This window comes from Pseudomonadota bacterium (assembly GCA_039033415.1).
GTDB lineage: Bacteria > Pseudomonadota > Gammaproteobacteria > Xanthomonadales > SZUA-38 > JANQOZ01.
On record JBCCCR010000010.1, the window covers coordinates 145,858 to 167,318 of the forward strand.

The 21,461-nt window shown below is 57.7% G+C and carries 14 protein-coding genes; 10 read left to right on the forward strand and 4 right to left on the reverse strand.

Annotation, left to right across the window (positions count from 1 at the left end; translation table 11 throughout):
• Window positions 1-25 precede the first annotated feature (25 nt).
• Window positions 26-1,348, forward strand: a complete 1,323-nt coding sequence (locus tag AAF358_10255; protein MEM7705924.1) for a hypothetical protein — start codon at window positions 26-28, stop codon at window positions 1,346-1,348.
• Here AAF358_10255 and AAF358_10260 read toward each other — a convergent pair.
• On the reverse strand, window positions 1,329-1,736 hold the full coding sequence (locus AAF358_10260; protein ID MEM7705925.1) for a hypothetical protein: 408 nt from the start codon (window positions 1,734-1,736) through the stop codon (window positions 1,329-1,331). The genes AAF358_10255 and AAF358_10260 overlap by 20 nt on opposite strands.
• A gap of 475 nt (window positions 1,737-2,211) precedes the next feature.
• Between AAF358_10260 and AAF358_10265 the strand changes: the two genes are divergently transcribed.
• The 3 genes from AAF358_10265 to AAF358_10275 all read left to right on the forward strand — a co-directional run bounded on the left by AAF358_10265 (window position 2,212) and on the right by AAF358_10275 (window position 8,923).
• Window positions 2,212-4,704 (forward strand): TonB-dependent receptor, encoded by a 2,493-nt coding sequence (locus tag AAF358_10265; protein ID MEM7705926.1) that lies wholly within the window; start codon window positions 2,212-2,214, stop codon window positions 4,702-4,704.
• 112 nt (window positions 4,705-4,816) lie between these two features.
• The gene (locus AAF358_10270) at window positions 4,817-6,385 is read left to right on the forward strand and encodes a sulfotransferase (GenBank protein MEM7705927.1); all 1,569 of its coding nucleotides are present in this window, start codon (window positions 4,817-4,819) and stop codon (window positions 6,383-6,385) included.
• Between the two features lie 417 nt (window positions 6,386-6,802).
• Window positions 6,803-8,923 (forward strand): serine hydrolase, encoded by a 2,121-nt coding sequence (locus AAF358_10275; protein MEM7705928.1) that lies wholly within the window; start codon window positions 6,803-6,805, stop codon window positions 8,921-8,923.
• Window positions 8,924-9,053: 130 nt separating this feature from the next.
• On the opposite strand, the gene AAF358_10280 is transcribed toward AAF358_10275, so the two are convergent.
• Window positions 9,054-9,680: a hypothetical protein gene (locus AAF358_10280; protein ID MEM7705929.1), complete on the reverse strand. Its 627-nt coding sequence runs from the start codon at window positions 9,678-9,680 to the stop codon at window positions 9,054-9,056.
• A 251-nt stretch (window positions 9,681-9,931) separates the two neighbouring features.
• Here AAF358_10280 and AAF358_10285 point away from each other — a divergent pair, with 251 nt between their 5' ends.
• Window positions 9,932-10,396 carry a hypothetical protein gene (locus AAF358_10285; GenBank protein ID MEM7705930.1) on the forward strand — a complete coding sequence of 155 codons (465 nt, stop codon included), beginning with the start codon at window positions 9,932-9,934 and terminating at the stop codon, window positions 10,394-10,396.
• 64 nt (window positions 10,397-10,460) lie between these two features.
• Here AAF358_10285 and AAF358_10290 read toward each other — a convergent pair whose 3' ends face one another.
• Window positions 10,461-12,632, reverse strand: coding sequence for a S9 family peptidase (locus AAF358_10290; protein MEM7705931.1), 2,172 nt, complete (start codon window positions 12,630-12,632; stop codon window positions 10,461-10,463).
• A 126-nt stretch (window positions 12,633-12,758) separates the two neighbouring features.
• Between AAF358_10290 and AAF358_10295 the strand changes: the two genes are divergently transcribed.
• From AAF358_10295 to AAF358_10305, 3 genes are all read left to right on the forward strand, one after another.
• Window positions 12,759-13,652 carry a peptidylprolyl isomerase gene (locus AAF358_10295; protein MEM7705932.1) on the forward strand — a complete coding sequence of 298 codons (894 nt, stop codon included), beginning with the start codon at window positions 12,759-12,761 and terminating at the stop codon, window positions 13,650-13,652.
• 340 nt (window positions 13,653-13,992) lie between these two features.
• A complete protein-coding gene (locus AAF358_10300; GenBank protein ID MEM7705933.1) occupies window positions 13,993-15,690 on the forward strand; it encodes a solute:sodium symporter family transporter in 1,698 nt (565 codons plus the stop codon).
• Window positions 15,691-15,795: 105 nt separating this feature from the next.
• Window positions 15,796-18,090 (forward strand): TonB-dependent receptor, encoded by a 2,295-nt coding sequence (locus AAF358_10305; protein ID MEM7705934.1) that lies wholly within the window; start codon window positions 15,796-15,798, stop codon window positions 18,088-18,090.
• Between the two features lie 12 nt (window positions 18,091-18,102).
• Here AAF358_10305 and AAF358_10310 read toward each other — a convergent pair whose 3' ends face one another.
• Complete coding sequence (locus tag AAF358_10310) at window positions 18,103-19,119, reverse strand: LacI family DNA-binding transcriptional regulator (protein ID MEM7705935.1); 1,017 nt, start codon at window positions 19,117-19,119, stop codon at window positions 18,103-18,105.
• A gap of 135 nt (window positions 19,120-19,254) precedes the next feature.
• Between AAF358_10310 and AAF358_10315 the strand changes: the two genes are divergently transcribed.
• Both AAF358_10315 and AAF358_10320 read left to right on the forward strand, forming a co-directional pair.
• A complete protein-coding gene (locus AAF358_10315) occupies window positions 19,255-20,493 on the forward strand; it encodes a Gfo/Idh/MocA family oxidoreductase (GenBank protein MEM7705936.1) in 1,239 nt (412 codons plus the stop codon).
• Window positions 20,493-21,458 carry an aldo/keto reductase gene (locus tag AAF358_10320; GenBank protein ID MEM7705937.1) on the forward strand — a complete coding sequence of 322 codons (966 nt, stop codon included), beginning with the start codon at window positions 20,493-20,495 and terminating at the stop codon, window positions 21,456-21,458. The genes AAF358_10315 and AAF358_10320 overlap by 1 nt, the downstream gene beginning before the upstream one ends.
• Window positions 21,459-21,461 lie beyond the last annotated feature (3 nt).

Below are 21,461 nucleotides of genomic sequence, written 5' to 3' on the forward strand. Positions count from 1 at the left end.
AGCCTCGCTTGAGCGGTAGCCGGTGTTGATCAGAAGACCCGAACTTGCTGTGTTCCATTTCAGCGGCCTGACCGCCGCAGTGGTCTGCGCCACCCTGGCCTACTACTCTCGGCAGGCTTTACCTCCAGACATCACGGTGTTTCTGGGTCTGTGCGGCGCCGGCTTTGTGCTCTCTCTGCTGGGGGACGGTGCCGTCTGGCGAGCTGGCGGCACAATCGGCATGAAGCCGGTGCTGCTGTGGTGTGTTGTCCTGCGTCTGGTTGCGGTCGGTGGCGAGCCGGTCTACGAAGACGACTACTTCCGTTATCTGTGGGACGGCCGGCAGACGGTGGAAAACGGTACGCCCTACGCAAGCGTGCCCTCCGATGCCTTTCTGGACGAAAACGACGACCGCTGGACCGACATCCTGGATCAGATCAACAATCCTGACATCGGCACCATTTATGGGCCGGTCAACCAGTACGTCTTTGCACTCGCATACCTGATCGCGCCGGGCTCCGTGTTTGTGCTCCAGGTGATGATGGCCGCGGCAGATTTGCTTCTGGTTTTGCTCCTTTCGCTGCTGCTCAGAGATCTGGGTCGCGCGACCTTGGCACCGGTGGTGCTCTATGGATTCAGCCCGCTGGTCCTGAAAGAGTTTGCGATGACCACGCACCCGGACGTGCTGATGCTGACCGCCCTCGTGGCCAGCCTGCTGACCTGGCGTCGAGGTCATCTGTCGGCTACCGCAATGCTGCTGGGCATGGCCGTCGCGGCAAAGGTGTTTGCTTTTGTTGTCGCGCCGCTGCTGCTGCGCTGGCGCTGGCGGAGCTGGCTGATTTTTGCGGCAACCGTGCTCGCGTTTCACCTCCCTCTCAGCGGTCGTTTCGGCGGCAGTGCCGGTCTAGCGGCCATGGCCGGGGAGTGGCTGTTCAACGCGCCGCTCTATTATCTGCTGCTGGACAGCCTGGATCTCCGGACGTTGAAAATGACGCTGTTTCTGGTCTTTGCCAGCCTATGCGCCGGCTACTTCTTTGCCAGCCATTATCACCACACAACGCCGCCGGCTCCGCCTCGCGGCGACTGGCTGTATCTGGCGATGCTGCTTGCCGTCCCGGTATTGAATCCCTGGTACTACCCGCTGGTGCTGGTATTTGCGGTGATCTATCCCACAGTCTGGGCCTGGCTGGGCTCCTTCACGGTTCTGCTGGCGTACGCGACCGGACTGCAGCTTCTGCAGCCTGGCCTGCAGCCCTACGAACAGCCCGCCTGGGTGCTTTGGGTCGAGTTTGGACCGGTGGCTGTCGCCCTGCTGGCAACGGCCCTTCGGCCCTTCCTGCAAAAACGACTTAGGCAAGCATCAGCTTGAAACGCTTGTTGAGGTAGTAAACGACCGCAACCAGATCGTTTCGGGTTAGCAGGCCAGCGATCTGCTGTTCCGGCATTTCACAGTTGTACAGACTCGCTGCAAAGTTGGTGGCATTGGCATCCCGAAACGGTTTAACCGTTTTTCGCTTCAGCTTGGCCAGTTCACCAGACTCAGGATCAACAACACAAAACTTCAACTTGCCGTAGTCCCGGACCCTTCCCTTAAAGACGGCTTTGCCCTGGTCGTATAGCGGGTCAACCTGCCGCTGCCGACCCTGTAGCTGCCCGTCCTGGAGCTGAGTTGGGCGGGCGACGCTACCGGACGCTTCCGCAGGGGTGCCCACCAAAAAAAGGCTGCCAAACAATAAGAGGCCGATTGCTTTTTTCATCGGTTTTGTCCTTCGTTAGGGGCTGACGAGACGCCCGTTCAAAAAGCAGACCGTGAAAATCGAAATTTGATCGCAAAACTTCAAAGGGTAGATTACGTGTCGGAAGGAAATGGGAACAGAGCATCCACTAACGGCCGAACCAAATCACGGGGACAGAACAAGGTGCCAGGTCGGCCCTATATGACCGGTTTCGCAGTGATGTCTCGCTAGCGCTAACTGAAGTCACGCCCGAGAGGTTCTCTTGAGAAATTGCACCTGATCCTGACCCCTACACCACCTAGTCGCCAAGCAACAGATGCGGGTCCTAGCTCAACCGTCTGGCTTTCCAAACTAGTGCAAAAACTGCACCAAATCGTAGCAAAAATACCCAAAATGGTGCACAAGTGCAGAGATCTTGCTGTTATCTCCAGAGAGTCCTTTACGCCATCGGCGTATTTGCTATACAGGATGATTCCGCTGACCAAGGAACCAACCTATGCGACGTCACAACTTGATTTCGAATGTCCATACCGATCGGAATGCGACCCGGGAGGTCGCCAAAAACCGATTGGGAATGGCCATCCGCGCGGCACTTTTGCTGCCAGCGGCGGCGACGGTGGTGCCATCGATTTCATCGGCCCAAGACACCGTCATCGAAGAGATCACCGTGACAGCCACCAGGCGAGACGCCTCGGTGCAAGACGTGCCTATCAACATCTCAGCGATCGGCGCAGCGCAGATTGAAGAGCAGGGCTTCGACAATATCAGCGAGCTTTTGGCATACGTTCCGGGTATCAACGCAGTCAATCAAGGTGGCCGTAATGGCAACGAAATCATCGTCCGTGGACTCAACGCCGACCCGCTCGGGCAGGGTGGCGGCAACGACATCGGCACCACGGTAGCCACCTACATTGGCGAGGTTCCGATTCCGCTCGATTTTCGCCTGCGAGACCTGCAGCGGGTGGAGGTTTTGCTGGGGCCCCAGGGCACGCTCTACGGCGCCGGCACCTTGGGCGGCGCCGTGCGCTACATTCCCAACAAACCCAATGCCCAGGAACGGCTATTCCAGGTTCGGGGAGATACTTACTCGATCGGGGAAGGTAGCGGCATCAGCGTTGATGTGGGCGCGACCTTCAACCTGCCTCTGTCAGACACGTTTTCCATCCGTGGCACGGTTGATCGGCTGGATGACAAAGGCTTTGTAGACTACCCCGCAGTCGTTCAGCAGCCCGGGGTGTCCGAGCCGGACGTGGATCTGAATGACCCCGCTGCCGTAGCGGCGAACCTGGCGCCGGTCAGTGATGCCAACGGTCAGGATCTGCTGTCAGGCCGGTTTGCCGTTCGCTGGGAACCCAACGATCGGCTCGACGCCACCCTCACCTACTACTTCCAAGAGGAAGACAACGAAGGGCGAACCGTTTCCAGCAACCGCGGTGCATTCCCGGTTGGTCGCTATGCCTCCGCCAGCCGGGTGCTGGAACCCAACGAGGAAGAGAGCTCGCTGCTGGCGCTCGAGGTGATCGCTGATCTAGGCTTCGCCGAGCTCACCTCCGCGACTGGTCTTGGGAATTACGAGGAAGTAGGACAGCGGGACCAGACAGACCTCCTGATCAGCCTGGAGTATTCCTACGAAACCTTCCCGACCTTCACCGCATTCACCCGGGAAGAGGAGGAAGATGAGTTCTTCAGTCAGGAGGTGCGACTGGTCTCCTCCAATCCGGGGCGCATCAACTGGATTGTTGGCGGCTTTTACAACAAACTTGAAACCGTAGGCTCATCCTCCGAGTTCACCCCGGGCTACGCGGCCTTCGCTGGTTTCGATCGGCCGGACGACCTCGAGTACTTTTCCGCCAGCTCTTCCGAGATCGAGGAAAAGGCGGTTTACGGCGAGATTGGTTTCGAAATCACCGATCGCTGGCAGGTTACGCTTGGCGGCCGCTACTACGAATACGACGTGCAGAGTCAGAGCACGGTCGATTTTCCGCTGTTTGATCCGGGCTTCGTAGCGGCCAGCCTCGGCGAAATCCAAAGTCGGGCCTTTGACCCGGAGCTTGCCCAAAGTGACGACGGCACGCTGCTGAAGATCAACACCTCCTACGACATCACCGAGGACCTCAGCGTGTACGCCACCATCAGTGAAGGATTTCGCCTTGGAGAGAGCAATGGTGGGGGGGCCTGTCCCGACTTTGACCCCAACGCCAGCCAGGGTAACTGCAATCTGGCTCCAGGCCAGCAGTTTGGACCTGGCCCCGACGACTTTGCTCAGTTTGATGAGCGCCAATTCGGGCCGGATACCACTCGAAACCACGAGCTGGGCGTCAAGTCCCGCTGGCTCGATGGCTCTCTGACACTGAACGGCGCGGTGTACTTCGTCGACTGGGATGACCCACAGCTGTCTTCTGCAACCGTCAACGCGAGCATCCCAATTACCATCAATGCCAATGGCGCCGAGTCCAAAGGCCTAGAACTCAGCGCCGATTGGCTGGCGACAGACGATCTGCGGGTTCGCGCCGCCTACAGTTATACCGACAGCGAACTTTCTGCCGCCGTTCCGTCCCTGATCAGAGCGATTACCACGCCGGGTTTCGGCACCGCGTTTGAGGATGGTCAGCCGGGAGACCGCCTGCCCGGGTCCCCGGAGTCGCAGCTTTCCCTTTTTGCCAGCTACGTCCAGTCGCTTCCCAATGGGAAAGACCTCACCTACAACTTCGGATATGCCTGGCAGGACGATGTGCTGTCGCGCACCGGGGCGCGCGGCGATAGTCTGACTCTGGACTCATTCGGCATTGCCGACCTGTCTGTCGTATATGAGTCTGACAGCTGGATGGTGACCGGGTACGTGACCAACCTGTTCGATGAGTTCGCCGAATCGGGTGCGCAAAGCAGTGCGCCTTTCAACCAGGTGGTGGAAGGTGCATCGGTGCGCAGTTTCCTGACTCAGGTGCTTCGTCCGCGTACCGTAGGTGCCCGCTTCACCTACCGATTCTAATAGCCTTGGTATCGGGTGGGCCAAGAGCCCCCCGATTTCCACGGGGACAAAATTTCGGCCGCCGCGCTCATCTCGGGTATGCTCGTGACCCGCCTCGACCTCCTTTGCTGACATGACCGCATACAGCCCTTTGCTGGACCACCTGTCCGCGCTGGCCGCGGGAGAGTATCGGGAAGTACACCGCGCAAGCATTGACATGATTCAGGCGGACGTGCACAACGCGCTGCCCTACTGCCTGCTCGGCCGAATCGCCGGCGACCACGGCAATCACCTCAAAGCGAGAGAACTGCACGAGCGGGCCGTGCAGCTGCAGCCCGAAAACCCTTACTACCAGGCATTTTTCGGCCAGGCTCTCACTACCATTGGCCACCAAAACGCGGCAGCCGACGCTGCTGATGCCGCCGCCAGAAACTTTGTAGAAAACGCCTATCTCGCCGATACGATCGGCGTGATCTACAGCCGCACCGGGTTTCACGAACAGGCGGTGGAGTTCTTCGAGCGGGCTGTGGCGTTAAACCCGGGCCCGGCAAACTACCACTACAACCTGGCCGCTGCATATCAGTTTCTGGGTCGCTTCGCGGAAGCCGAGACATGCTACAAAGACACGCTGCAGAGAGACCCTAATTCACACCGCGCCTGGTCTTCGCTGGTAGGGCTGCGGCGTGCGGAGGCTGAAAACAACCCGCTGGATGAACTCAAATCTCGTTTTGAGTCAGCTCGTCACGACGCTGACGCAGCCCTGCACCTGGGGCACGCCATTGCTAAAACCCTTGAAGATCTGGGCCGCTATGAGGAGAGTCTAGAGTGGCTGCACCTGGCCAAAAAACTTAAGCGAGCGTCACCCAACCCAATCAACTATCCGTCGCTGTTTTCAGCGGCCCGGGCCACTGCGGCTGGGGTTGTCAATAAAGAGAAACAGTCCGCTGGGGCTGACGAACCCATATTTGTGATCGGCCTGCCGAGAACCGGTACCACGCTGGTCGATCGAATTCTTTCATCCCACCCGCTCGTCACCTCAGCCGGCGAGCTCAACGTATTTCCGGGACTCATCAAGGAAGCTGCAGGCACATCCTCCAATCACGTGCTGGATAGTGACACGCTGGGCGCAGCCGGCGAACTGCCGCTTGCGGCTATCGGCGAAGCCTATAGAAAAACGGTTGGACCAAGGATCGGTGACTCCTCTCCCCGCTTCGTCGACAAGATGCCGCTGAATTTTTTCTACGCTGCACTGATCCATCGAGCGCTCCCCAATGCCAGGATCATCGTACTGCGACGAGGTGCCATGGACAGCTGCCTCAGCAACTACCGTCAGTTGCTGACCACCTCGCACTCCTACTACCACTACACCTACGATCTGGAACAAACGGCCGATTTTTACCGGCAGTTCGACGGGCTAATGGGTTGGTTCAAGTCACAGCTGCCTTCTGACCGATTCATGGAGATTGCTTATGAATCCATCGTGCACGATCAGGAGGCGCAGACCCGTCGGCTGCTGGACTTCTGTGGTCTACCCTGGGATCCGACCTGCCTCAACTTCCATCTGAATAAGGCGCCGGTTTCAACCGCCAGCTCGGTTCAGGTGCGGCAGCCCTTGTATTCGGGTTCAATCGGCCGCTGGAAGCGCTACGGCGATAAGCTTGAGACGCTACGCAACAGTTTGGCCGAACTTGCCGAGAGCTAATCGAAACCTGGGGGTCAGGACCAAGTACCAGGTCGGCCCACCATAACTGGTGTCGTAGTAACATCTTCCCGGAGCTAACTGCAGCTGCGTTAGAGAGTCCTCAATGAAACATGGCACCCGTCTTATTCCCCGGGGTCTTATCTGGATTGCTGAGGAGAAAGTGATTTTGGGCAACCCGAATTTGTGGCGCTACAGACGAATCGACTCCTGAATTTTTTGGGGTCCAGCAAAGGGGTCAGGTTAACTTTCCGACGGCGGGCAGCAGCAGCAAAGGGGTCAGGTTAACTTTCCGACGGCGGGCAGGAAAACTTTGTAGGAAAGTTAATCTGACCCCTTATCGTTTGGAAGGACCTGTGCCACATGACGCGCTCGCAATACCCTAGGGATACTACGCTCGGCACAACGGGAGAACCACACATGCACGCATCCAGATGGTTGGCCACTGCGGCCCTGCTTTTTATCACGCCGATGCTTCAAGCCGAATCGGCGTTTGATGGCCACTGGGTCGGCGCCATCGACATCCCCACCGGGGCCTTGGAAATCGATGTTGACCTTGAGTCCGATGACAACGGAGTAGTCAGCGGCGACATTTCAATTCCCGTGCAGTCGCTGATCGACATTGGCCTGATCGACGTAGCGGCGGAAGAACGGACCATCGCGTTCCGCATTCCGAACATACCCGGCGACCCCAACTTCACCGGGACCCTAGATGACAGCGGTGAGACCATTGAAGGCACGTTCTCTCAGGGCGGCGGCACCCTGCCATTCCGGCTTGAACTTGAACGGCTTGCCGAGCGCGCTGCCGCTGCCCTTGAGGGACTTGACGCAGAGATCGAACAGGCGCTTACCGACTTCAATGTTCCGGGCCTCGGCATTGCCATTGTGGCCGGTGGCGATGTGGTCTACGCCAGGGGCTTCGGGTATAGGGACATGGACAAAGAACTGCCAATGACGCCGGATACCCTGTTTGCGATCGGCTCCACGACCAAAGCCATGACGTCGACGGTTCTGGGCGTGCTCGTAGATGACGGAGCGCTGGAATGGGACGAGCCGGTCCGGCGCTATCTACCGTCCTTTAACCTCGCCGACGCGGGCATCGCCGCGCGCATCTCAACTCGGGATCTGGTGACCCACCGCAGTGGCCTGCCGCGCCACGATCTGCTCTGGTACAACAACAACGGAGGCACCCGGGCGGAGTTGATCGCCCGGTTTGAACACCTCGAGTTTACCGCCGACCTTCGTGAGCGCTTCCAGTACAACAACCTGATGTACATGACGGCAGGCTACCTCGCGGGCGAGCTCAGCGGGTCAACCTGGGAGGAGGTGATGCGGTCCCGCCTGTTTTCACCGCTGGGTATGGAACGCACCAACTTCAGCGTGGCGAAGTCGCAGGCGGACGCCAATCACGCACGCCCTTACCGGGAGAACGACGACGATGAACTGGAGGAGATTCCGTTCCGATCGATTGACCTGGTAGGACCAGCCGGATCGGTCAACTCAAGCGTCAACGAGATGGCGCGTTGGCTCCAGTTCAACCTGGACGGCGGCCGCGCGGGCGATGCGCAGCTGGTTGACCGCGCCACGCTGGCCGACATCCACAGCCCACACATGACCGTGCCCTCCACCTCCACCCGGGACGACATTGTCTCTGCGGGCTACGGCCTTGGCTGGGGCGTCAGCGTTTACCGGGGGCATCGCCGTCTTGGCCATGGTGGCGGCATCGACGGGTTCATTACTTCGGTCATCCTGTTTCCCGACGACAACCTGGGCCTGGTGTCGTTTACCAACGTGGGATCGAATCTTGGGGATCTGTTCAACCGGGTTGCGGCCGACCGCATTCTGGGCCTTGAACCGGAGGACTGGGTAGGCGAGGCCCTGGAGCAGCGCCGCAAGGGTAAGTCCGTTGCTGAGGAAGCCGAGAAGAAGCGGGATGCTGAGCGCAAAACGAAGACTCGGCCGTCTCACCCCATCACAGACTACGTCGGCAGCTACGCTCACCCGGGCTACGGAGTCATCACGATCAGTGAGCGCAGCGGTCGCAACAACCTGTCGCTCAACTTCAACGGTATCGACGCCCCGCTGGCCCACTGGCACTACGACACGTGGAACGGTGCCGAAACCGAGGGTGACCCCACCTTTGAGGACACAAAATTCCTGTTCCGCACGAACATAGAGGGCAATATCTCGTCACTGGAAGCCCCCTTTGAATTGACGGCCTCGCCGATTGTGTTTGAAAAACAGCCAGACCCTCGCCTGTCCGACCCGGAATACCTTAAACGCTTTGTCGGCGGATATGCGGACGAGGTCACCCAACGCACCGAGCGCATCACCCTGTCCGGCAGCCAGCTACAGCTCGCCATTGCGGGTCAGCCGGTCTACACGCTGGTGCCCACGGTGTCCGGCCGGTTCGCCATCGAGGGGCTGCAGGGGTTTTCGGTGGGCTTCGTCCTGGATGACAACGGGCGTTCTTCCCGCATCATCTATTACCAGCCCAACGGTGTTTTTGAGTCGGAGCGCCAGGAAAAGCCAGACAAATAAGCCAGGGGTCAGAGAGCTGATTCCCAGCGACGAGCCAACTCTTCATCTACGAGCGGGATAAACGCCTCGTACTCCTGAAAGATCGGCTCGAAGGCGTACACGCGAAACTCTCAAATCGTCGAGCCTGGGCTTAGCCAAAGCGGGTCGTAAAGTAGACCAGCGCAGACAGGCCAAGCCAGGCTGTAAACATGAGCAGATAAGGCCAGCGACGCAGCCAGAGTCTGGCCGCCAGCAGTGTCGTCGACGCGGTGCCAGCCAGAGCGATCAGGACCGGCATTGCCGCCAGCGTGCCAGTCCCGGTGATCGCCGTCTGGATCGCAATACTGGCCCACTGCGCGGGCAGCAGCGCGAGAAACCAATCGGGCAGCACGCCGGGAAAAGCGTAGACGATCAGCAAAACAGATCCCTCGCCGGCGACGACAAATAGCGCCATCCACCAACCTCTATCAGACATCGTTTTCGCAAAAAGCGCGCCGCGCGCGGCGAAACTGAGGCTTGCGATGACCATGGCCAATACCGTTGAGAAAGGGTGAGGGAGCGATTGCATGCCCAGCGAAAGAGCCAACACGATTAAGCACGCTGCATTCAGCAAAGCCAAAACAACGCCGACCCAAAAGCGTCCAGAAGTTGCAGCCGCAATGATGCCAACGCCCATCAGGCCTAAGGTGAGTATTGGGCCGCTCACCACAGCGAGCGGTGATGGTTTTTGCGAAAGAAGCAGCAGAACGAGAACCGGGATCGCGACGCCGGCCAGCACCGTGGTGCACCAGGCTGGCACTCGCGAAGTGAGTATTCCGGTAGACGCTTTGAGCCGCATGGCAAAGATACTGACCGAAGCGCCCGGCATTGTCGACCGCTTGTACCAGCCATATTGTGGCACTAACACTTAACGGGAAGGCATGCTCTTAGGACCTTTTCGAACTGGCACTTAGCCAGCCCTACGCGTGAGTTCACAAGTGCGTCAATTAGGATATGCTTTGGATATAGCTCACTGAATTCGAACCCGCCATGAGCATCGCGTTATCCCAGCGCCTATTGGTACTGGCCAGCCTACTTTCGCTGTGTGGGGTCGGACTGGCCAGCGAAGGCAACGCTGACCCAGTTTGTTACTCACCGGAATTCTTATGCATCGACAAGCAGGCCGTTGCGAGAGGCGGTCGCGTCGTCGCCGGCATCCGAAACGTGAGCATCGGTTGTTCGGGTTCTCGCATGGCAAAAACCGAATACGAATTCCAGCCACACAGCGAAGTCAGGCTTTTTGTGCGACTCATTGACAATGACTCGGAATGCGCCATTAGAACCATCGGCGGAGCCATACAGCATTCGGTCTTTTGTGAAGAATGTGCTTGGCTTAGAGAAGCTACGGTCACTCCAGACCCCTCCGTCATAGGTATGGTGCGCCCAAGTTCATTTATGAACTACTCTACTGGCACTGCTTCCGCGACGGCCAATCCGGAAAATACTAAGCAGTAGAGAAATCAGGCATCCCTGACGGAGGCCAGGGCGCTAGCTCATCAGGAGAATCAGCACATGGCGCTCAGTCCTCTGGAATGCCTGCCAGATCGAGCACAAAGGCCCACATCTCGGCTCGATCGCGGTAGCGCTGGAAGCGGCCCGACGAACCGCCATGGCCGACCTCCATGTCGGTTTTTAACAGCAGCAGGTTGTCGTCCGTTTTGTTGGCTCGGAGCTTCGCTACCCACTTGGCGGGTTCCCAATATTGCACCTGGGAATCATAAAGGCCGGTAGTCACCAGCAGGTTGGGATAGTTCTGTGCTTTTACCTGGTCATAGGGCGAGTACGAGAGCATATAGTCGTAGTGCGCCTTGCTGGCCGGATTGCCCCATTCGTCGTACTCATTGCTGGTGAGGGGAATAGTGTCATCGGCCATGGTGGTGACCACGTCGACAAAAGGCACCGCGGCGACAACGCCGCGGTAAAGCTCCGGCGCCATGTTGATCACGGCACCCATCAGCAGGCCACCGGCAGACCCACCCATCGCAAACACTCGGTCAGCGTCGCCGTAACCTTTGCCGACCAACGCGCGAGTGACGTCGATAAAGTCGGTGAACGTATTAATCTTGTTGAGCATTTTGCCCTGTTCATACCACTGCCGACCCAATTCCTGTCCACCGCGAATGTGGGCGATGGCATACACATAGCCTCGGTCCAGCAGCGCCAACGTCGAAATAGAAAATGAGGGATCGCGGGATGATCCATAGGACCCGTAGCCATACACCATCAGCGGGCGGTCTGCGTAAAGCTCGAACGGTTTGCGATAGACCAGTGAGACGGGCACCGCCGTGCCATCGCGGGCCTCGATCATGAATCGCTCGCTCTGATAGTTTTCCGGATCAAAATCGCCCAGTATGGGCTCGCGCTTACGTAGGCTGCGCTCCCCGCTGCGCATGTCGTAGTCGAAGACTGAGGTGGGCGTGGTCAGCGAGGTGTAGGTATAGCGCAATATGTGACTATCCAGTTCTTTGCTGGCGCCGATATACATCGTGTATGCCGGTTCATCCGAGTCGATAAAGAACTCGGGTGTATCACTATTTTGCGGTAGGACTCGGAGTTTACGGAGGCCTTCGCTGCGCTCGTTGACCACGACAAAATCCTGAAACAGCTCAAAGCCGTGTAGCAGCACATCATCACGATGGGGAACCACTTCGCGCCATGCGTCCCTGTTGCTGCGCTGGGCTAAGTCTGTCTCCATCAAACGGAAGTTTTCGGCGTTCCAGTTGGTGCGGACAAAAAATCGGTTACCCGTATCGTCTACCGAATACTCGTGGTCGGCGGACCGCGGCAGAAATGGTTCAAATTCTCCCAGGGGCTGGTCGGCTCGCAGCATCCTCACCTCGTCAGAGGTGGTAGATCCCAGGTTCAGGTATATCCAGTCGCGGGACTTCCCCCGCTCGAGCGACAGGTAAAAGCTGGTGTCTTTTTCCTCATATACGAGTACATCGTCAGCCGTATCGGTGCCGAGCACATGGCGGAAAACCTGGTAGCCCAGCAACGTCTGCGGGTGCTTGCGAATGTAGAACAGCGTTTTCCCATCGGCGGCCCAGGCAAAAGATGGACTGGCATTTTCGAGGCGATCGACGTAAACCTCGCCGCTCTCCAGATTTTTGAAGCGGATGGTGTACTGGCGTCGGCTGACCGAGTCCTCAGCCCAGGCTAATATCCGCTGATCGTCGCTGACCTCCCACCCACCGACGTTGAAATAGTCATAGCCCTCGGCAAGCTCATTGACGTCAAGAATCACCTGCTCCGGCCCATCTTCGCTGCCGCTGCGCCGCGCGTAAACCGGGTACTCCTGGTCTTCGGTATAGCGCCGGTAGTACCAGTACTCGCCAAACTGTAGGGGCACCGAGGAGTCGTCCTTCTGAATTCGCGACACCATTTCTTCGTATAGGACGTCCTCTAGTAGCTTGGTGTGCGCCGTCATGGTTGCGGTATAGGCGTTTTCGGCTTCCAGATAGGCCAACACATCCGTGTCGGCGCGATCGTCGTCTCGGAGCCAGTAGTAATCGTCGACGCGCGTTTCGCCATGCGCCTTCAGTCTATGCGGCCGCTTCTCCGCTGCCGGAGCCTGCAATTCCTCGGTCAGCTTTTCTTCCATGGCCTGTTCGGGGGCGGGGGACTCCGAGCCACATGCTGAAAGCAGGCCAGCAAAGAGTAGTATTCCGGTGAACTGTAAAACTCGAGGCATGGGCAAGAATCCTGGCAGAGGCCAAAAATTAGAGCGCCATAAGATAGCGTTGCCGCCGACGCGATGCACATGGCAGAAGGGCCAGCAAGGTAGAATCTCGTTTTTCTGCGGGTTGGAGCTCTGAGCATGCGTTGGTTTGCTGTATTCGTTGCGACGTTGGCGGTTTACACCTTAGCCGGTAAAGCCAGTTCGGAAGAGTCGATAAAAACCATGGCCGATGTTTTGGCGGAAGCTTCGGCTTCCGACTGGCGGATTCCGGACCCTGAAATGACGCTCTATCTAACCCTGAAAAGCGGGACGGTGGTTATTGAGCTGGCATCGGAATTTGCACCCAGTACGGTCGCTAACATCCAAAGGCTGATGAAGGCGCAGTACTTCGACGGCCTTTCAATCAACCGGGTCCAGGAAAACTACGTTGTGCAGCTGGGTGATCCACAGGCGGAGGATGACGCCGCCCGCCCCCACGGCTTGCCGAACACGCTTGAGCCTGAGTTTTTTCGACCTCGTTCCGGACTAAGCTTCGTCGAGCTCGCCAGCGATGACGCTTATGCCGACACCGTTGGTTTTGCCAGCGGATTCCCCATGGGCGCCGACAAAGAACGGGCGTGGCTGACCCACTGCTATGCCATGGTTGGCGTCGGGCGCGGTTTACCACCCGACAGCGGCATCGGCACCGAGCTGTATGTCGTCACCGGGCACGCCCCGAGGCACCTGGACCGCAACGTTACGTTGGTAGGGCGAGTTCTTCAGGGTATGGAGCTGCTGACGACGCTGCCCCGGGGCACGGGAGCATTCGGGTTCTACGAGCACGAATCGGAGCGAATCCCCATTGAGTCCGTGCGTTTCGCCTCCGACATCCCGTTAAGCGAGCGACTGGACCTGAAAGTGCTTCGCACGAACACCCCAACCTTTCAGAACCTCATCAAATCGCGTCAATTCCGAACAGACAACTGGTTCGTCGACACGGCGGGACGTATCGGCGTCTGCAACGTGCCGATTCCAGTCAGCGAAAATAGATGATTGGGGATAGTCCTTATTCTGAAGCCGGGACTATCGCGAACGGCTCGACGCTGGAGACTCGTCGGGGCGATGGAGGCGTCGTTACTGTGTGAGTCTCGACGGCACCCGCGGCCGACCCCATGGTTCGCTGAGTCTCGTGCATGGCGACCGGGCCCACCCTCTGTGCTAAGGCGTTTCCGCCGCCATCGTCGCGGTCCTGATGATGACGGCAGCGATGTTGAGGTTGCATCGTATCAGCCCCTTGATGAACAGAGTTATTGGACAGTGCAGGAGCCTCAAAGCTTTCGTCGATGCAAAAAATCAAGTAGCGTCTCACGCCGCTGAGCAACCGGGAAAGGAAATGTCTGAAAGCAACCTCTGGCTGACCGTCGGCAGCTGTGTGTTTTTTATGGGCCTGGTCGCCTGGGTTTCCTACCTCAAGACGCGAGGCGAGGTTGATACCAAGGACGGGTATTTTCTAGCTGGGCGCGGTCTGACCGGTGTATTTATCGCAGGCTCGATGCTCCTCACGAACCTGTCCGCAGAACAGCTCATCGGACTCAATGGTTCTGCCTATGGTTACAACATGAGTAGCATGGCTTGGGAAGTCACTGCCGCGTTTGCCACCATCTGCATGGCGTTGATCTTCCTTCCTCGCTATCTCGCAGGCGCCTTCACTACGCTGCCAGAATTTCTTAAGAACCGGTTTGACGACGATGTGCGCCGCATGTCGGTGATTCTGTTTATGGTCGGCTATGGCCTTGTAACCATTCCTTCGGTGCTCTATTCGGGCTCGATTGCGGTACTTCAGCTGTTTGATGTGCCTTCGCTGCTCGATCTGTCCTACAGCAGAGCGTTGGTACTGACTATCGTCGCCATTGGCTGCGTCGGCGCCGTCTACGCCATCTTCGGAGGACTCAAGGCGGTAGCCGTTTCGGACACGCTTAACGGTTTGGGGCTGCTGGTCATCGGAATCATGGTTCCTGTCCTTGGATTGGCTGCGTTAGGTGATGGAAGCGTCCGAGAGGGGTTGCAGGTGATCACCAGCACCAACACGGAAAAACTCAACGCCATCGGCGGGCCAAGCGACCCCACGCCTTTCGCCACGATTTTCACCGGCATGATCTTCGCCAACCTGTTTTATTGGTGCACAAATCAGTACGTGATCCAGCGGACGCTTGGCGCTAAGAACCTTGCTGAAGGCCAGAAGGGCGTCCTGCTATCCGGGTTTTTCAAGATCCTTGTGCCTTTCATGATGATGATCCCTGGCGTGATCGCGTTTCATCTCTATGGCCCGGAGTTAGCAAGCATCGACCTGGCCTATCCCCGGCTGATCCGGGACGTATTGCCCGTAGCCATGTCTGGCTTCTTTCTAGCGGTTTTGCTGGGGGCCGTCTTCAGCTCGTTTAACTCGCTCCTCAACAGTGCCGCAACGCTTTTTTGCCTCGACGTTTACGCGCCGATGCAAAAAAGGCCGCTCAGCGACGCGGAAATGGTTCGCGTGGCGAAAAAGGCCAGTGTCGTCATCGCGCTGTTTTCGTTTGTAGTGGCGCCGCTATTGCAGTACGCGCCGGAAGGTCTTTGGCAGATCATTCGAATTTTTACCGGCTTCTACAACATCCCTGTCGTTGTAATCGTCATTGTGGGCCTGTTCACTCGCCGGGTTCCGGCGTTTGCCGCTAAGACTGTGATCGTGTTTCACGTGATTGCCTACGGCCTTGCAAAGTTTGTGTTTGATGACATCGTTACCCTCCACTTTCTACACCTTTACGCGGTGCTATTCGCGCTTGAGGTGGCCATCATGCTCGTAGCCGGTTTGCTGCAGCCTACGCCGGACACGTGGCAGTACGACGCTCGCGATCTGGTGGACTTGACACCTTGGCGATTTGCCATCCCCGCCGCAGGTTCGCTGTTCTCCATGGTTGTATTCCTTTACCTGTTATTTTCACCGATTGGATTAGTTGGAGGCATGAGTGGACAGTTTTGGTTGATATGTTGCGTTTTAGCGACATTTAACGCCGTTCTCTGGACGTTTTACGCGCGCCGTCGCGTTGGTTAGCCGAAACAAGGCCATGTTCGGAAAAAAATGACAAAAAATACAAACGTTTGCATTTTTTTGTGGCAAGGAGTAGAAAGACGACTGGGTTGATACGAGGAGGACACCATGCGACTTTCTTGGAGACTGGTTACAGCGCTGACCACCGCTGCAGCATTTCAGGTAAGCCTGATTGCTCCGGCATCCGGCCAGCCTTTGGAAGAAGTAATTGTCACCGCGCAAAAGCGCGAACAAAGCCTCAGCGACGTTCCCGTTGCTGTGTCGGTTTTAGGGGAGGAGGTGATCGAAAGCGCCTTCGCTAACAACCTCGAAGATTTACAGGCGCTGGTGCCCTCGGTGAACTTCCGGACCGGCAACACCACGCGCAACAGCGCTCTCACCGTACGCGGCATTGGTACAGTCTCATTCAGTATCGGCGCCGAGCCGAGCGTTTCTACCGTTGTCGACAACGTGGTTTTGGGCAGGTCAGGCCAGGCATTCGGCGACCTCTACGACCTCGAACGGATTGAGGTGCTGCGCGGTCCGCAGGGCACGCTGTTTGGGAAAAACGCCTCTGCCGGTGTCGTGAATATCACGACCCGTCGTCCGACGGATGAGCTCGAAGGCTATATCAGCGCAAGCTTCTTCCAGGACAACGAGTCGCAGTTTCGGGGTCGCGTCTCTGGCCCGCTCACAGACAATCTGCGCGGCAGTCTGACGGTGCTAAGCAGTGATTTTGACGGCTACATCCGCAACGTATTCAACAACCAGACGGTCAACGGCTACGACAAGCAGGGCGCCCGCGCAATGCTTGACTACGACGTCTCTGATAACACCAACGTCCTGTTCATCTTCGAGGACTATGACGCTGACAACAATTGCTGCGCTGACCTTGAAGCGCGGCCCAGCGGTCGGAATCCCGCCTCCGAAGCGGCTCCAAACGGGACCGGACTGGATCTAGACCAGCGCCTGGTTGATCATGATTTCGAAACGCGGACGCTCGACTCAACCACCGCGATGTCGGTCCAGATTGACCACGACATGAGCAATTTTTCGCTGACCTCGATCACCGCGGTTCGCAACTGGGACAACACGGAATTTCGTGAGGGCGACTTCACGTCTATCGCTGGCGACAGCAACCTGCCCGTGTTCGGCGTGCCTTTTCAGCTCCACGACGTAGGGCCGCAGGAATGGCGTCAGTTTTCACAGGAACTGCGCCTCACCTCTACCGCGGACGGGCCGCTCCAATATCAGGTGGGTTTGTTCTATTGGAACATCGACTCGGAGCGCAATTTCACCCGAGAAGCGAGCTGCCAGAACAACAACGGCCAGCTCAACGCCGCTATTTCTGATCACCTGGCCAACACACTAGGACTGCCCAACTCAGATGCGGACGTTGCCGCGTTTATTACCGCCAACAACATCACGTGCAACGCGAACGACATCGTATCAGCGACCGGTTTCATGGATACAGAGTTTGATAACATCGCGATCTACGCTGACGGCACCTACGATATCAACGATACCTTCCGCGCGCTGTTTGGCCTGCGCTATACCCGGGACGATGTGAGCTTCAGCCACAACCGGATCAGCAACGATGAGTTTGGACGCCGTGGCGTCGGCGTGCGGCCGCGTACGGAAAACACCGACTTCTCGGGGTCGACCGACGACAACGATCTATCCGGTCGAATCGGCCTGCAGTGGGATTTCAGCGACTCGGCGATGGCGTACGTCACGTACAGCACCGGCTACAAGGGCCCGGCATTCAATGTGTTTTACAACATGAGTGCCAACGATCTAAATCCGATCCTGGCGGAGGAATCAGAGGCGATTGAACTCGGCTTGAAGTACTCGGCGGACTGGGGGCTGATTAACCTGGCGATCTACGACACTGAAATCGAAAACTTCCAGGCAAATGACTTCGACGATTCGGATGGTACTACCATCACCGGCTTTACCAACGGCGGCGATGTCGAGACCAGCGGCATCGAACTCGATTTTCTGATTCAGCCCACCGACAACATCACTTTGACCGGTGGCTTTGCCGTTTCGGATGCAGAGTCGACGACGGGTGCGCCGCTGCCTTTTGCACCTGACGTTAAAGCTTCCATTGGCAGCCAGTGGGAATACCCGCTCAGCTCCGGGGGCCGACTCCAGCTAAACGCCACGTATATCTATACCGACGAGAAGCTGTCCGGAAACATCGGCCAAACCGCGGAAAACCCGTTTCTGCTACCCGACTACAGCATCCTCAACGGCAGTTTTGGGTACCACAGTGACGACGACCGATTTAGTGTCACGCTCATCGGCCGCAACCTGACCGATGAGCGCTACACCACAACCTTCTCCGGTGACGGGTTCCGCTATCAGATTCCGAGGGACGCTGAGCGATACTTCGGGATTAACGTGAGAACAAATTTCTAAAGATTCTCTGGATCAACGGGTAGCCTTCGGGCTACCCGTTGAAGCCCGCACGATCAGCTGTGGTCTGGGCAAACTGGGCTGCCGAGGTTTCAGACCCTGGCCCAAACGCAGCAAGCTGCGAACGCAGTGCTGACCAATCTCGTACATGGGCCAGGCCACTGTCGTCAGCGGCGGATTCACAAGTCTGGAGAGTTCGATGTCGTCATGTCCGGCGACCGACATATCGTCTGGAACTTGAATTCCTCGCAAACGCAGCGCGTGGATCAGCGCGATCGCGCTGATATCGTTCCAGGCAAAAACCGCGGAGGGGACCGGAGACAGGTCAACAATGCGTTCGGCGATGTGGTCAGCGCTTTGAACGGTTCCGTCAAACGCAAAGATGAGATCCGGGTTATAGTCCAGTCCGTTTTCCGCTAGCACCTGGCGATAGGCCTGCATCTTCGGCTCCCGACCGGGCGGCGGCGTGGGTCCACGGACAAATCCAATCTGGCGATGGCCAAGCTCGATAAGGTGGCGCATGATATCCAGGCTGCCTCCCACCCGATCGCAGCTAACGTGGTAACGGGCGTCGGGTCTATTCACATGCATGATCGGCACCGGCGAGGGCAACTTGTCGTAATAATCCTGGGGGCAGCGGGCCATGGGGACCAGCAACCCATCTACATCCAGCTCCAGAAACAGGCGGACTGCGGCGCGCTCGGCGGACTCCTGGCCTAGCGTGTCGTTGATCACAATGCGCATATCGTGTTTAGCCGCTTCGGTCTCAATTCCCCGCGCCAGCGCGGCGAAAAACGGATTGGTCATATCAGGTATTACCAAGCCGATCAGCCCGCTGCTGCGTTTGACCAGAGTTCGGGCGGCCCGGTTAGGGACGTACCCCAGTTCCTGGGCAATCGCATCGATCCGCTCGCGCGTAGCCGGCCGCACACGGGCACTGCCCTGCAGCGCTCGCGTGACTGTCGAGGGAGCTACATCCGCGGCTCGGGCGATGTCCTTAATTGTGACTCGTTTTTTGACAAAACTGGTCATGCAGAGCACTGATCACATTGAGTTTTTTTATTTTAGCGCATATCGAGAAAGGCATAATGCAAACGTTTGTATTGTCCCTGTTCGCCGAGTAATATTGAGCCAGGCTTCCACCGGAAGCCCGAGGAAATCAGCGTCATGAGCGAGTACTACAAACCCCGATTACGGTTTTTCGAAAGCGCCGGCGGACAGCGCCACATCGCCCGAGACGATCACTACCTTTACCGCCAGGCGGATCCAATCTACCGCGCCGCAATCATTGGGACCGGCACCATCGGGATGGAACATATGCGGGTGGCTGCACTACTGGGACGTATTCGGGTGCACGGTATCTATGACGCCAGCGCTCATAGCATGGAGGTGGCCAGCGAAGAGTACCGACGGTACAGCGACGACACGCTGGTGCGCTACCAATGTGTCGAGGACGTCTGCCGTGACGCTGACGTCGACGTGATCTTCATTTGTACGCCCAACCACACCCATATCGATGTACTTAGAGTGGTGGCCCAGGGTGGAAAAGCCCTATTTTTGGAAAAGCCGATGGCGACAACGCTCGAAGACGCGGGCGCGATCGCGACGATGGCGCAGCAGTATCCGTCGTTTATTCAAGTGGGTCTGCAGTACCGGTTCAAAGCCCCTTATCTGGAGGCTTATCATGAGGCCCTCGAGCGGCGGGTGCTTGGGCGACTTCACAGCGTGGCGATGCGCGAATTCCGACCACCCTTCCTTGACAAGGTGGCTCAGTGGAACAAGTTCGCTCGCTACAGCGGCGGCACGCTGATCGAAAAGTGCTGCCATTACTTTGATCTGATCAATCTGTTTGCCGGTTCCCGGCCCCGCCGCGTTTATGCGGTAGGCCAGCAGGCAACCAACTACAAAGACTTCGAATACGGCGGCGAGCGCTCGGATATCGATGACCTCACAAGTACCATCATTGAGTATGAAAGCGGCGTGCACGCAACCTTTTCACTCAGCATGTCAGCGCCGAATTTTTACGAAGACCTGACGTTGTGTGGGTCTCGAGGCCGACTGGTCGCAACGGAGTCTTTCGACTTTCAGCGGAGCGACAAGTCCGAAGCTTCCATCACTATTGAGCTGGGTGAACACGGGCCGTCCCGCCATACCGATTTGAGCTATACCGATCTGGTGGAAACCAGCGGTCACCATGGTGGCACCTTCTTTGAACACGTCGCGCTCGCGGATCGGCTCGACGGGAAACCATCCGCGGCCGCTACACCGCTTCAGGGATTGTGGTCTGTGGTGGTAGCCGCGGCCGCCCAGGCTTCGATCGACAGCGGCAACCCAGTGGAAATCGAGGCGTTGATCGAAAGCCATCAGCTAGGCGATCTGTTAGCTTCCGAACAAGGAATAGACTAATGAACACTCTTAACGTGGGCGACCGAGCCATGCCAAGCGTCGGTCTGGGTACTTGGAAAATCGAACGAACAGAGGCTGCTCGAGTCGTTCGCAATGCCCTGGAACTCGGGTACAGGCACATCGACAGCGCGGCCGACTATGGAAATGAGGTAGAAACCGGCGAAGGCATTAACGCGGCTCTGACATCGGGCGCGGTTTTGCGCGACGACCTTTGGGTCACCTCCAAGCTCTGGAACACCTATCACCGCAAGGAGCATGTACGAGCCGCGTGCGAGCGATCCCTCAAAGATCTTCAGCTTGAGTACCTGGATCTATATCTGATTCATTTTCCCATCGCCAGTCCATTTGTTCCCTTTGACGAGCGCTATCCGCCGGAGTGGGTTCAACCTGGGCACGACGCGATGGTTCTGGAGCCGGTACCGCTGCAGGAAACCTGGCATGCGATGGAATCGCTCGTGGAAGCAGGTTTGGTACGGGAGATCGGCGTGTGCAACTACAACACCGGGTTGCTGCATGACCTCATGGCCTACGCCAAAATCAAACCTGCCAATCTGCAGGTAGAGTCTCACCCGTTCCTGACCCAGTCTAATTTGCTTCGTACAGCTCAGAGCTACGGACTCCCCGTTACAGCCTTTTCTCCCCTCGGCGCGCTGTCTTACGTGTCGCTCGACATGGCTACTGATGCCGATACGGTGCTCACCGCCCGCCCTGTGGTCGAAGCCGCCAGCCGGGTCGGTCGAACGCCGGCACAGGTCGTGCTGCGCTGGGGCGTGCAGCGCGGCACAGCGATCATCCCAAAAACGACACAACCGGAGCGGCTAAAAGAAAACCTCGCGTTGTTCGACTTTGAGCTTACCAATGACGAGATGACTGCCATCTCCGATCTCAACGTCAATCGCCGGTTCAACGATCCGGCCGATTTTTGTGAGGCGGCGTTTGGCCGTTTCCACTCTATCTATGATTAAGGA

Bases quoted from the DNA above. Each gene is read 5' to 3' on its own strand.
- AAF358_10305 (MEM7705934.1), top strand. From the start codon at position 15,796: ATGCGACTTTCTTGGAGACTGGTTACAGCGCTGACCACCGCTGCAGCA.
- AAF358_10285 (MEM7705930.1), top strand. From the start codon at position 9,932: ATGAGCATCGCGTTATCCCAGCGCCTATTGGTACTGGCCAGCCTACTT.
- AAF358_10275 (MEM7705928.1), top strand. From the start codon at position 6,803: ATGCACGCATCCAGATGGTTGGCCACTGCGGCCCTGCTTTTTATCACG.
- AAF358_10295 (MEM7705932.1), top strand. From the start codon at position 12,759: ATGCGTTGGTTTGCTGTATTCGTTGCGACGTTGGCGGTTTACACCTTA.
- AAF358_10315 (MEM7705936.1), top strand. From the start codon at position 19,255: ATGAGCGAGTACTACAAACCCCGATTACGGTTTTTCGAAAGCGCCGGC.
- AAF358_10320 (MEM7705937.1), top strand. From the start codon at position 20,493: ATGAACACTCTTAACGTGGGCGACCGAGCCATGCCAAGCGTCGGTCTG.
- AAF358_10270 (MEM7705927.1), top strand. From the start codon at position 4,817: ATGACCGCATACAGCCCTTTGCTGGACCACCTGTCCGCGCTGGCCGCG.
- AAF358_10260 (MEM7705925.1), bottom strand. From the start codon at position 1,736: ATGAAAAAAGCAATCGGCCTCTTATTGTTTGGCAGCCTTTTTTTGGTG.
- AAF358_10265 (MEM7705926.1), top strand. From the start codon at position 2,212: ATGCGACGTCACAACTTGATTTCGAATGTCCATACCGATCGGAATGCG.
- AAF358_10300 (MEM7705933.1), top strand. From the start codon at position 13,993: ATGTCTGAAAGCAACCTCTGGCTGACCGTCGGCAGCTGTGTGTTTTTT.
- AAF358_10290 (MEM7705931.1), bottom strand. From the start codon at position 12,632: ATGCCTCGAGTTTTACAGTTCACCGGAATACTACTCTTTGCTGGCCTG.
- AAF358_10310 (MEM7705935.1), bottom strand. From the start codon at position 19,119: ATGACCAGTTTTGTCAAAAAACGAGTCACAATTAAGGACATCGCCCGA.